At 39.9% G+C, this 12,535-nt stretch carries 13 protein-coding genes; 6 read left to right on the top strand and 7 right to left on the bottom strand.

The features are described 5' to 3' along the window. Positions 1–20 precede the first annotated feature (20 nt). The gene (locus TW85_RS25670; RefSeq protein ID WP_052702328.1) at positions 21–764 is read right to left on the bottom strand and encodes a DUF1499 domain-containing protein; all 744 of its coding nucleotides are present in this window, start codon (positions 762–764) and stop codon (positions 21–23) included. 182 nt (positions 765–946) lie between these two features. On the opposite strand from TW85_RS25670, the gene TW85_RS20005 reads away from it, so the two are divergent. Next, complete coding sequence (locus tag TW85_RS20005; RefSeq protein ID WP_046018925.1) at positions 947–1,879, top strand: LysR family transcriptional regulator; 933 nt, start codon at positions 947–949, stop codon at positions 1,877–1,879. Positions 1,880–1,996: 117 nt separating this feature from the next. On the opposite strand, the gene TW85_RS20000 is transcribed toward TW85_RS20005, so the two are convergent. Then, entirely contained in the window at positions 1,997–2,833 is an 837-nt protein-coding gene (locus TW85_RS20000) for a phytanoyl-CoA dioxygenase family protein (RefSeq protein ID WP_046018924.1), read from the bottom strand. A gap of 215 nt (positions 2,834–3,048) precedes the next feature. Then, positions 3,049–4,635, bottom strand: coding sequence for an ABC-F family ATPase (locus TW85_RS19995; RefSeq protein WP_046018923.1), 1,587 nt, complete (start codon positions 4,633–4,635; stop codon positions 3,049–3,051). 477 nt (positions 4,636–5,112) lie between these two features. On the opposite strand from TW85_RS19995, the gene bluB reads away from it, so the two are divergent. The 3 genes from bluB (at position 5,113) to TW85_RS19980 (ending at position 7,753) form a co-directional block, all read left to right on the top strand. Beyond that, positions 5,113–5,793, top strand: coding sequence for a 5,6-dimethylbenzimidazole synthase (bluB, locus tag TW85_RS19990; protein WP_046018922.1), 681 nt, complete (start codon positions 5,113–5,115; stop codon positions 5,791–5,793). A gap of 56 nt (positions 5,794–5,849) precedes the next feature. Then, the gene (locus tag TW85_RS19985) at positions 5,850–6,242 is read left to right on the top strand and encodes an MAPEG family protein (protein WP_046018921.1); all 393 of its coding nucleotides are present in this window, start codon (positions 5,850–5,852) and stop codon (positions 6,240–6,242) included. Positions 6,243–6,418: 176 nt separating this feature from the next. Next, entirely contained in the window at positions 6,419–7,753 is a 1,335-nt protein-coding gene (locus tag TW85_RS19980) for an aspartate aminotransferase family protein (RefSeq protein WP_046018920.1), read from the top strand. Between the two features lie 62 nt (positions 7,754–7,815). Here TW85_RS19980 and TW85_RS19975 read toward each other — a convergent pair whose 3' ends face one another. Beyond that, positions 7,816–8,292: a hotdog fold domain-containing protein gene (locus TW85_RS19975; protein ID WP_052702327.1), complete on the bottom strand. Its 477-nt coding sequence runs from the start codon at positions 8,290–8,292 to the stop codon at positions 7,816–7,818. A gap of 199 nt (positions 8,293–8,491) precedes the next feature. Here TW85_RS19975 and TW85_RS19970 point away from each other — a divergent pair, with 199 nt between their 5' ends. Together TW85_RS19970 and TW85_RS19965 are read left to right on the top strand one after the other, a co-directional pair. Next, positions 8,492–9,016, top strand: coding sequence for a peroxiredoxin (locus TW85_RS19970; RefSeq protein ID WP_046018919.1), 525 nt, complete (start codon positions 8,492–8,494; stop codon positions 9,014–9,016). Between the two features lie 330 nt (positions 9,017–9,346). After that, complete coding sequence (locus TW85_RS19965) at positions 9,347–10,603, top strand: SGNH/GDSL hydrolase family protein (protein ID WP_046018918.1); 1,257 nt, start codon at positions 9,347–9,349, stop codon at positions 10,601–10,603. Positions 10,604–10,665: 62 nt separating this feature from the next. Here the strand turns inward: TW85_RS19965 and TW85_RS19960 are convergent, their stop codons facing one another. From TW85_RS19960 to TW85_RS26610, 3 genes are all read right to left on the bottom strand, one after another. Further along, a complete protein-coding gene (locus TW85_RS19960) occupies positions 10,666–11,355 on the bottom strand; it encodes an alpha/beta hydrolase (RefSeq protein ID WP_046018917.1) in 690 nt (229 codons plus the stop codon). A gap of 8 nt (positions 11,356–11,363) precedes the next feature. Then, a complete protein-coding gene (locus TW85_RS19955) occupies positions 11,364–11,990 on the bottom strand; it encodes a LysE family translocator (protein WP_046018916.1) in 627 nt (208 codons plus the stop codon). Between the two features lie 175 nt (positions 11,991–12,165). Beyond that, positions 12,166–12,297 carry a hypothetical protein gene (locus tag TW85_RS26610; RefSeq protein WP_272947176.1) on the bottom strand — a complete coding sequence of 44 codons (132 nt, stop codon included), beginning with the start codon at positions 12,295–12,297 and terminating at the stop codon, positions 12,166–12,168. Positions 12,298–12,535: the final 238 nt, after the last annotated feature.

Raw genomic sequence — 12,535 nt, 5'->3', positions numbered from 1 at the left:
AATTTCTTACTTCTAATGTCTTATTTCTCAGCAAAGTCTTGAATAAAGCTTCTAATACGTTCGGCATTCTTGCCTTTATCATCTTTGCCTAAACGTGAATGAGAGCGAATATCTAATACGCTACCTGTTTTATTCGCTTGTATACGAATAACAATATCGTCCTTAAACCCAAAGAAAAAACTAGTTGCAACGGCTTCTATTTTACCTAGTGCCTCATCTGCCGAAATAATTTCCCAGCCAGCTTCTTGCACTAATGTTAAAGCTTGGTCGAAAGCAGCTAACTGAGTAAGTTCTGTATTAAGAGACTTAATATCTGGATAAAACTCTGTTTGAATTTTGGCATGATCAGAAGAGAAATCTAAACTGTTACTCGATAAGGGTCTAAGATCGATTACAGCCTCATAGCTAGGTGGGTTTTGGATATCTGTTGAGATGTCGTTTATTGGAGGAATCTGGGTGCCATTTTCTGTCATGGCGGCATCAGGCAGTTTGTTTAGCCAAATACCGACAATAGGTACAAGCAACAAAAGCGCCGCTAAACCTGTTTTAATTCGAGTTTCAGACTCGCTAATAAAAATAATGATAGCTACAGCTAATACTGCTACAGCAGATTGAAAAGTACTTTCTAACATATCGTTAGCAACACGAAAGTTAAATGCGCCAAACCTGACACCAAATATCGCTAATAGAGCGCAAAAGATACAAATAATACTGGCAATTAAAACCAGTTTAGACCAAACCTTTGAACCCTCTGGAAACGACATACTCTCCCCTAAATAAGCTACTAACATTATAATTTTTTTATATCTTGGCAGCAGAATATATAGCATCCACCACTAAAATCATATGTTATTCAATAGTCTGGAAGCATAAGAAGCAGTTTTTCTATTTTCCCAAATGGAATACTATTAGATTAGTTTTTCCATTTCTTCATAGCGAGCTAAACATGGACATGTCGCAATTATCGCGGGTTAATATTAATTTATTAGTTACCCTACAAACATTGCTGAAAGAAAGAAGTGCATCAGCCGCAGCGAATAGTATGAATTTAAGCCAGTCTTCTGTAAGTAAAAATCTTGCTCAGCTTAGACACCTTTTTAATGACCCACTTTTTCATCGTGGACCCCACGGCTTAATACCCACTCAGCTAACTTTAGAAATAGAACCTAAATTAACCCAAGCCTTATTCGCCCTAGACAACCTCTTTGCGCCAGATGAGTTTAACCTTGAACAACATAGGGGAAAACTTAAAATGTCTATGCCTGAGAGTGCCTTTGAGTTTTTACTCGCCCCCATTATTACTGAGCTAACTAATGAAGCGCCACATATCCAATTAGATACTTGGTTTAAGGACACACTCAGTTTAGAGCACCTCAATCAAGGATTAGTAGACTTTGTCATCCTACCCCAAGACTTAGGACAAGCCGCTAAGATTGGCAATCAGCTTATGACTCATGAATTATATCGTGACGAACTAGTCTGCTTATTAAGAAGTGATCACCCTCTACTTAGTCCTGCTTCTATTATTTGGGACCAAGATGCTTATTTGGCCTGTCGTCATATTCATGTAAGGGATAATGAACTTGGTGCGCCAGTATTTGATCAAACCTTGGCTGAGCGTGGCTTGCAAAGAAACATTGCCGTTCAAGTGCCAGATTTTCATAGTGCCAGCGCGCTTTGTGCGAATTCTGATTTGGTTTTTACCACATCAACAAATTGGGCCGACTATATTTGCAACAAGCTAAAACTCACTTGTTTACCTATGCCTTGTGCCACACTACCCGTTGTTTACTCACTCATCTGGCACCAAAGAAGTGAATCAGATCCAGCTCACCTATGGTTTAAAGATAAATTAATTAAGACAGGAAAAGCACGTTAACTAAAAAAATAAAAGGCCACTCAATAAATGAGCAGCCTTTTAGGGTATTTGATTTACCTAGATAGTGAATGCGCTAAATCGGCCAACATTTAACTAGACCTAATTAACCAGGCCTAATTAACTAGCAAAGCCCTTTAGCGGCAAGGTTTTAGCGTGGAGCCAGTTTTCATTAGCGTATTCAGTTGTGCCATCTGTAACATGTAAAGTATACGCCTGACGAGATTTACTCGAACGGTTGGGCGCACTATAGTGAGGTAGCTTACCTTGAAACACGACCAGACTACCTGCTTTCACTTCGACAGGAACCCCTGTATCAATTGGCCATGGCGTATCATCTAAAGGCAGCATATTTGTATTGCTTCCTTCACGGTTAAAACGTTCCCTTAATGGCCCATTATGGCCTTTAGGCTCAACCCAAAGGCAACCATTTTCTAAAGTAGCGTCTTCCATTGCAAACCAATAAGTCACAACACTTTGAGGCGTGGTAAAGAAGAAAGTCGCATCTTGATGCCAGTTGACTTCGCCACCTATTTTAGGTTGCTTATAAATATACATAGACTGGCGAATTTGTGGTGCTGCCAAGCCAATATCCTTGGCGATATCACCTAAGACTTTTTGATGGCTAAAACGATTAAAAACGGGATCAAGCTCATGAAGGGCATGACCTATCTTATTGATACACAGGGATCTGTCTTGAACAAACTCACCTTTTTCATCAAAAGCTTCTTCTTCAAAAAAACAGCTCATGGTTTCTGCAGAATCTAAGAAAAAGTCGTTACCGCTTCTGTCATTATCCTTAGTACTAAAAGTATGGGATCTGTCTTCGTCATGCCAATCATTCACAATTTTAGCCGCCTGAGCTTTCACTTTTTCTAGTTCATCTAGCTCAAATACTTGATCAAGCACAAGGAAACCTTGTTCGTGATATTGATTAATTTGTTCATCATTCAACATAGCTAAACCCTTTTACGCTTCCTAAAGATCACAATAATTTATGCCTTTACTTTACGAGCAAAAGCTATGTTCTAAAAGAGAAAATAGTGAATAAACTATTTTCCAATTTGGAATATTACTTAACATTTAAGGAAACTACGATTAAGCCATCCATAAAAAAAGAGCGCCTAGGCGCTCTTTTTTTACTAAATACCAAAAACGAATGTTTTTAGAATTTATACCGCTTGTTTCTCAAGGTACTCATCATAAGTACCGTGGAAATCAACAATACCTGTTGGTGTGATTTCAATGATACGCGTTGCCAAAGAGGAAACGAATTCACGGTCATGAGAGACGAACAACAAGGTGCCGGCATAGTTTTCTAGAGCCAAGTTCAATGACTCGATAGATTCCATGTCCAAGTGGTTAGTCGGCTCATCCATTAATAGAATGTTTGGACGTTGAAGCATGATCTTACCGAACAACATACGGCCTTGTTCACCACCAGAAATAACCTTAACGGATTTCTCGATCTCTTTTTGAGAGAACAACAAACGACCTAAGGTGCCACGCATCACTTGCTCGTCATCACCTTCTTGGCCCCATTGCCACATCCAATCAATCAGCGTTTTATCTTCTTCGAAGTCTGCTGCATGGTCCTGAGCGTAATAACCGATCTGAGAGTTTTCAGACCATTTAACGGTACCTGCATTAAGCTCAGTATCACCTACCAAACATTTCAGTAGTGTTGATTTACCAATACCGTTTGGCCCAATGATGGCAATACGCTCACCCACTTCAACCATAAGGTCTAGATTTTTAAAGATCTCTTCCTCATAGGTTTTTCCTAAACCTTCAACCATTAAGGCATTACGGTGAAGTTTTTTCTCTTGTTCAAAACGGATAAATGGGTTCTGACGAGAAGAAGGTTTAACTTCATCAAGTTGAATCTTATCGATTTGCTTAGCACGAGACGTCGCCTGCTTAGATTTAGATGCATTGGCAGAGAAACGGCTAACGAAAGCTTTAAGTTCGTTAATTTGCGCTTTCTTCTTCGCGTTATCAGACAATAGACGCTCACGAGATTGAGTCGCTGCTGTCATGTATTCATCATAGTTACCTGGGAATAGGCGTAATTCACCATAATCCAAGTCAGCCATGTGTGTACAAACACTGTTTAAGAAGTGACGGTCGTGGGAAATAATGATCATAGTGCAGTTACGTTCATTAAGCACACCACCTAGCCATTCGATAGTATGAATGTCCAAGTTGTTGGTAGGCTCATCAAGTAACAGAATTTCTGGTTCAGAAAATAGTGCCTGCGCTAGCAATACACGTAGCTTCCAACCAGGTGCCACTTCGGTCATTGGACCATAATGTTGTTCAACCGGAATACCTACACCAATTAAAAGCTCGCCTGCACGTGCTTCTGCAGAGTAACCATCCATTTCCATGAATTCAGCTTCAAGGTCACCCGCACGAAGGCCATCTGCCTCAGTCATGTTAGGGTTAGCATAGATAGCGTCTTTCTCAGACTTAACGGCCCAAAGCTCTTCATGACCCATGATTACTGTGTCGATAACACTGTATTCTTCATAAGCAAATTGGTCCTGTTTCAATTTACCAAGACGCTCATTAGGGTCTTTTGAAACATTACCTGATGTTGGCTCTAAATCGCCCCCAAGAATTTTCATTAGGGTGGATTTACCACAACCGTTAGCACCAATTAAACCATAGCGATTGCCTTCGCCGAATTTAACAGATACATTTTCAAAAAGTGGTTTAGCACCAAACTGAATAGTTAGATTTGCAGTAGTTAGCAAGGTCGTCTTCCGATTAAATTATCAATTAAAGTGTTGATCGATACTGTTTATAGGCAGCTATTCACTTATAAAAAAACAGCACTAGCCAGTATCAAATAAAATTTGGCGGCATTATCGCACAAATGAATCCAGACATCAGCACTCGCTTAAGAATTAGTCACAGCATCCCAATGTTTTTAAATTACCCTCGCTGCTTTTAGCTAAAACCCAACCATGATAAAACGCCAAGCATTAGAAAAAGCCCTGTAAATCTCACAACTTAGTTTAGATCTTTCGAATTTAGGCCTGATTTGTCAGCAGTGAATAAAATTCACCGCAGCTTCTGTAAAGAATGGTTAAAAAAGAGAACAATCTAGTCTAGTATCTAGGGTTAAAATTTTATTAAACCAAATGAGGGATTATTGGTGGAACTCAGTTAAGCCGTTTATTATTGAAATAAATCGACTGACTGATAGCCTGTTAGAGCTTATATAACCAATGAATAATACCTTTGATTCCAACAAACAATTTGACCAAGCTGCTAGCGATATTTTAAGTCAAATCATTCAGCACAGGCGCGATGTTCGTGGTAACCGTTTTCTTAAAAACGCGATAAAAGAAGGCGACCTTAAACAGATTCTAGATGCCGCCTTGCATGCACCCTCTGTCGGTTTCTCCCAACCATGGGAATTTGTTCTAATTCACAAAGATGAAATCAAGCAACAAATTAGTCAAAGCTTTCAACGTGAAAATGAAAAAGCAAAAGAAACCCTCTCCAAAAGTCTTGATGACGACAAGCAAGCACTTTATCAATCGTTAAAATTAGAAGGGATACAAGAATCGCCTTTAAACTTGGCGGTTTTTTATAAGCCCAATAATGCTCCCGTTCTTGGCCAAACAAGTATGCCGGATATGGGCCGCTTTAGCGTGGTATGTGCGATTCAAAATATGTGGTTAATGGCCAGATCGCTTAACATTGGCATGGGCTGGGTCAGCATACTTAACCCTGATGAGGTTAAGTCTATTTTAAATGCACCTGAAGATAGAGAGCTAATTGCCTATCTGTGCTTGGGCTATGTTGATAAATTTTATGACAAGCCTGAGCTAGAAATCCGAAAATGGGAAGCCCGAAAAAAGGCCGAACAAGTCGTGATTAAAGAGCAGTACGCAGATGTATAAGGCCTTAAACTAAACAAGAAGTAACAGCACCCTCACTTAACGAATAAGAGTTTATTATGATAATAGGTTTTTATCTTTGTTTATTTAGCCTCTTGATTTTGGCCTTATCCTTTAACGTTGTTAAGCAAAGACGTATTTACCGTGTGCCTTATGGTGACGGCGGCTACAAGCCACTTATCTGGGCCAGGGCTAGCCACTTTAATGCCTTAGAAAATATCCCTTTAGCACTCTTATTATTGGCTAACCTTGAAATAAATCAGGCGCCGAACTGGTTTCTTCACACCCTAGCAATAGGTCTATTTCTCGCTCGTATCATACATGCAAAAAGCACCTTGAAAGGCTTATGCCGTGGTCGCGCCATTGGCATGCAAATAACCTATGCCATTGTTTTCATTTTAGTTATTGCTAACCTGATTATTCTGCCTTATCACAAGATATTTTCTTTTTAAGATCCAATTCTCAAGCATTTTTTACACACAGCTTTTTAAGCCTGCCTTTTAACATGTATTAGTCAGCCATTTTCTGTTTCACCAAGTGGAAAACCCTAGGTGAAACAGGTATGATGCGCTCGCAAAATCTGGTGTATAACCAGCCACATCATCTCCTTTATATATGCAAGAGCCCCATGACTGATCAAGCTAAACCTCAATCTGCAAAACTACTTAAAACAGCCCATACACATATGCCTATGGGCGTTGCCGATAGCTACCGTTATTGGGGCGAAGATAAAACTGTTTTTGTAAAAAGTACTAAAGGCGCCACCATCACAGACTGTGATGATCAAGAGTTTATCGACTTTCGTCTTGCTTATGGCCCAATCATTTTAGGCTACCGTGATTCACGTGTTGATGAGGAAGTCATTAAGGCAATTACACAAGTTGGTACTATTTCAGGTTTTTCTACCGAACTAGACTCAGAAGTCGCGACCTTAATTAAAGATCTTTGCCCTCAAATTGAAAAGCTTCGTTTTGCTAACTCAGGCACAGAAGCGGTATTAGGTGCAGTACGAACAGCGCGTGGTTTTACAGGTCGCAATAAGATAGTGGTTGTTGAAGGTGGTTTTCACGGTTTATACGATGAAATGATGTGGAAGTCAGATGTTGATAATTGGGATGCGAACACTCAAGCCGCACCTGAAGTAGCCGCGTTTGGTATTGGTATTCCAGAAAGCAGTAAAGAACACCTTGAAACCGTGCCTTTGAATGATCTTGATGCATTAAACGACGTTTTTGAGCGTGTTGGCCATGATATCGCAGCGATTGTTATCGAGCCTATTATGGGTAACTGCGGCAGTATCGCAGCAACTCAAGACTATATTCAGGCTTTGCGTGATATTTCAGATAAAAACGAGTCATTACTCATCATGGATGAAGTAAAAACGGGCTTCCGTGTTGCTAAAGGCGGCGTTCAAGAGCTTTATGGTATTTATGCAGACTTAACCACCTATGCAAAAGCAATGGGCAATGGTTACCCTGTTGCTGCTTTTGGCGGTAAAAAAGACATCATGGATAAGATCAACTTTGGTAAAAATGGCGTGACTCATGGTGGTACTTATACCGCTAACATGATCGCTTTAAGCGCGGCTAAAGCAACGTTAACACTATTACGTGATACCGACGCACTTGCCACTGTTGATGCGAACGGCCGTGCAATCCAAGAACGCCTTGGTAAAGTATTCAGCCACTTTGGAATAGAGCACAAATTCGCTGGTCCTGATGCTATGTTTGGCATTCACTTTGGTACTTTTGTTCCTCAAAACTACCGTGATTGGAAGCAAACAGACTCAGAGCTTTACACTGAATTTGCTTTTAACCTGATTAAAAAAGGCATCATGCTTGAACCTGATTCTCGTGAACCTTGGTTCATTTGTGAAGCCCATCAAAACATTGATCTAGACTGGTTAGAAGCAACCGCCATGTCTGCTATGCAAGAAGCAATCGAGACACATAAAGCGAAGTAATTTAGTTTTAAACAGCAGGCAACTTGCCTGCTGTTTATACCATTTTTTGAGCTTATCTTATGCTATTTTCTAGCACTCACCTTCATCTTAATCTGCGCATTGAACACTTCCACGCCTTGAGTATCCAGCACACTGACAGGTAAGACATGATCCCCTTCCTGCAAGTTTTGATAATTTGCTATTTCACAGACTGCTCTTAAGTTAGTTTTTGCCATTTTCTGATATTTCACTTCCATACCGACAGGAATCCAACGATATCTAGCATCTAGAGAAACATCTAAACAAGTGCCAGCCGCCAGCTCAGCAGCATTACACATAGCAATCGCATGAACAGTATTAATATGATTAGTCACGCTGCGACGCTTTTTAACATGTACTTCGACCAAGCCTGGCTCTAAACGATGGAAGTAAGGATGTATCGATGCAAAATAAGGTGCTTTAAAACAGACAGCTTTTGAAAATAAGGTTCGCCCAATAGGGTTGCTACCTAATTTCCCCCATAAATTTAGCGCCATACTCCTTGATGCTTGATAACTCATAAATCCACTCCTGCCTAGTTGAAGTTTCACCTTAACCAATCACTTTTTAATACAACAGGTTAAAAAAAGGCAAAATAGCTAACAATAAACTTCAGCTTGTTGGAATTTAAGCGCAATTCACTTGCACCAAGCGCTAATCCATTAGAGACTTAAAGCTCTACTTAAATGTCTAAATTGTATCTTAAACAAGGATTAACACATGAGAAGCACAGTCCCTCAGGTCACGTTCAAGACTCGCGTAAGAAATGAAGCATTAGGTGGTCCTAACCCATTTGAATGGAAAGACCTCACCACTGATGATGTTTTTAAAGGTAAGAATGTTGTTGTTTTCTCTCTACCTGGCGCATTCACACCGACATGCTCTACCTCTCACCTTCCTCGTTTTGAAGAGTTGTACGATGAATTTACAGCACAAGGTGTAGACGCTGTTGTTTGTCTTTCTGTCAACGATGCTTTCGTCATGTTCCAATGGGGCAAAAGCCAGAATGCTCAAAATGTATTCCTATTACCTGACGGTAATGGCGACTTTACAAGACAAATGGGCATGCTAGTTAAGAAGGATAACCTTGGTTTTGGTATGCGTAGCTGGCGTTATGCAATGTATGTTGAAGATGGCTCAATCACCAAAATGTTCTCTGAAGAAGGCTATCAGGATGATGCACCAGCAGATCCATTTGAAGTCTCTGATGCCGATACAATGTTAGCTTACCTAAAGCAAAGATAAGCTAATCAGGCCATAGCTTAATGAGTATATTGTTAAGCTATGGCACACTTTTTTGAGTGTTTTTAGCGTGCGATTTCTTGCGTTTATCTAAACTTACCTCGCTTTTCTCCTCCTTTTAAATTTCATATTACAAAATATTCTAGAGATGTTAACAGCTCTCAGTTTTATTAAATGAGCCTTTAATAAAAAGAATTTGAGCCTAGAGATATTCCTATTGGTAATTTATAAAATTTGTTGATATAAAAATTTGTAATATTTCTGTTTAATATTTGATCATAAACATCAAATTTTTCAGTCATAGAGGTTTTACACTTTTTATGGAGTTAACGAATGAATCAAACAATAAAAAAATTCGGCTTATTACCTTTTCTAATTTTGCCTTTCTATGGTGCAACAGCGAATGCCGCTGCAGACTTATCAAGTAAGCAAATAACTAATCTACAAGCAGACGAGACAAAAACCTATGTTAGGTGTTGGTATCGCCCTTCTGGCGATCACAATGATGCAAGAACAAGCTGGGAGTGGGCATTAAAAGATGATGGTAGTTACTACTCGATAAAAGGTTACTGGTATTCAAGTACCTCTTGGAAAAACATGTTTTATACGGATGTTGAAAACGCCACTATCCGTGAGCGTTGTGAAGCGACTCTTAATGCCGATTACGATGGTGCAGATATCACTTTTTACGCGGCAGATACGCGCTTATCCTATAACCACACTATCTGGACAAATGATGTTGCCAGTAATGATGACAACGTAAGTAAAATCAATAAAGTGGTGACATTTGGCGACAGTATCTCAGATGCTGGCAACATCTATAACGCTTCTCAATGGATATTCCCAAATGATAAAACTTGGTTCCTAGGCCACTTCTCAAATGGCTTGGTTTGGAATGAGTATTTATCGTTAGCAAAAGGTTTGCCTAACTATAACTGGGCGGTTGGCGGTGCAGCGGGCTCCGATCAATACGTAGTACTATCGGGTTTAACTAGCCAAGTAGAGTCCTATGTTGAATACATGCAGTTAGCGAAAAATTACGACACTAAAGACACACTTGTTACGTTAGAGATAGGCTTGAACGACTTTGTTAACTATGACAGAAGTGTCGCTGAAGTTAGCGCAGACTTTACCGAAGCGGTTGATAATCTCATCGCTAATGGTATTGAAAATATGCTGGTATTGGCACTGGTTGATGCCTCTATTGCGCCTCAATTCAAATATGCTGATCCAAGCAAAGCCGATGAAGTAAAAGCGAAAATAGTTGAATACAATGCCTTTGTAGAAGGCAAAGTAGCTGAGTATCAAGCGCAAGGTCTTAACTTCGTACTTTACGATACTTTCAGCTTATTTGAAGACATAGTTGCGTCACCAGGTGACTATGGCTTACGTAACACCAGTGATTCTTGCCTAGATATTAATCAGAGCTCGTCTTCTGATTACTTAAAGTCTCATGACCTTAGATCTGATTGCGATACCTATGGTTCTGATACTTACCTATTCTGGGGCGTAACCCATCCTACAACGCAAACACACAAAATCATTTCTGATGCTGTAGTTGAAAATGCACTACCAAACTTTAATTTCTAATGCGTTAAACGTTAGTCATTAAAATTAGAGATAAGCAGGCCTTTCACCTAAGGCCTGCTTTTTTAGTTAAAGAATGTCTTTATCTCACGACTTATCATGATCGGCTCTTCAAGAGGCAGCATATGACTGCTACCTGCTACCATTTTTTGCGACATCTTGTTACCCGCCAAGGCCTTAAGCTCCTGCATCCAAGCAAGATTGATTAAGGTATCTTTTTGGCTATAAATAAAACGAACATCACACTCTAATGCCAATAAAGGCTGCATAAGATCATCACGTGAAGACGTATTTTCAAGCTGACTCAGCAAGGTATCTGCACCCAGTGTTTTATCCATCTCCAAGATAAGATCGATATGCAAAGCAGACTTCTCTGCCAATAAGGCTTCTGCTTTCACTCTTGGCATACCTTTATAGCCAAAGCGTTTGAGTATGGAGACGGTCTGTTTACGCAAGCTAAGTTCATCTGCATTGAGAGCACAGGGGCTGTTAGCGAGCACCATGAGTTTATCTAATCTTTCGGGAAAGCGACTCGCGACTAAACTGGCAATATAGCCACCTAAGGAAAAACCTAAAAGGTTAACCCTATCCTCTTCAAACTGAGCAACAAGATGATCTGAAATGTCATCTAAGCGCATCTTATTAGGTATTGTGAGATAACAAAGTTCAAACTCATCAGATAATGAAGGCAATACAAATTGCCATAATTGCTCTGTACACATGGTGCCAGGAATCAGGTATAGCTTGGCTTTCATCTCTCTCACTATTTTTGTTTCATAAATGCTATGGCTAAACCTGAGCTAATAAATGTCAAACCAGCACTGATATTCATACCAGAAACAAGTCTTGGTCTCGACGCTAAGAAGCTAGAAAGTTTAGAGGCAAAAATCCCCATTAGCGCAAAACCAACGGCAGTTAACAAAGCAAACCAAACGCCATATACCAGCATTTGTTGGCTCACTGAGCCAAGCTTAGGATCCACAAATTGAGGAATAAAGGCGAGGACAAACATACCCGGTTTTGGGTTAAGCGCAGCGGACAAAAAACCTGTCGAAAAGATATTGGTTAATGACTGTTTTTTAACTGGCTCTAAGCTAAAGAGATTTCGGGATCTCAGCACCTTAATACCTAAGAATATTAAATAAGCCGCACCAATAATTTTAACAGCATAAAAAGCAACTTCAGAGGTTTGTATCAAGAGGGTTAAACCAAAGGTAGCCGCTAAGACATGGAATAAAATACCGGTACCAGAAGAAAAACCAGATAAAGCCGCAGCCACTTTACCTTGGCTTAAACCACGTCCAATGGCTAATAAATTATCTGGTCCTGGGGTAATAACCAACAATAAACAGGCTAATGTAAAACTCATCCAAACAGCAATGGGGAACATAATAAACTCCTTTTAGTTAATAAAAAGACTCTATCCCACTCAAGTCACATTAGCCAAGTTATTTAAGGTCGAATTTGCGGACTGCTCATTACTTTTCGATACTTCTCAAAACAAAACCACTATGACAATGACAACACTCCCGCTCTCTCCTCTCCTTTTTAAACGAGACAGGCATTTAAAAAGGGGGGCCAGTAGACTCATCTACTCCGCGCAGAAAAGTACGTCTGACACAGCGTGAAACACAATGGTAGTAAGGCGTATCTTGTAGGCTAACTAGGGACTTTCGCTTCACTAAAAGAAAGCGCATTTTAGACTCTTCATCCTTGAGTGAATCTAATAAAGCTAGATTGTGATTAGAAGAAGATCAAATTGGTATGCGTGTCCTATTAATGCTGGCAATATTTTCTAACATTATTAAACCTCAAAATTAAATGTGTAACCTACCGTGTTTCCACCATATGCACCAACCCCATAGTAAGTACCTCCAGTCTCATCAACTCCACCTTCTGATATTACAAATTTAGATGGCTGATGGGATGGACGCT

This window comes from Marinomonas sp. S3726 (assembly GCF_000967665.1).
GTDB lineage: Bacteria > Pseudomonadota > Gammaproteobacteria > Pseudomonadales > Marinomonadaceae > Marinomonas.
Note: the sequence above shows the minus strand (reverse complement) of the source record. Positions and strands in the feature narration are given on the sequence as shown.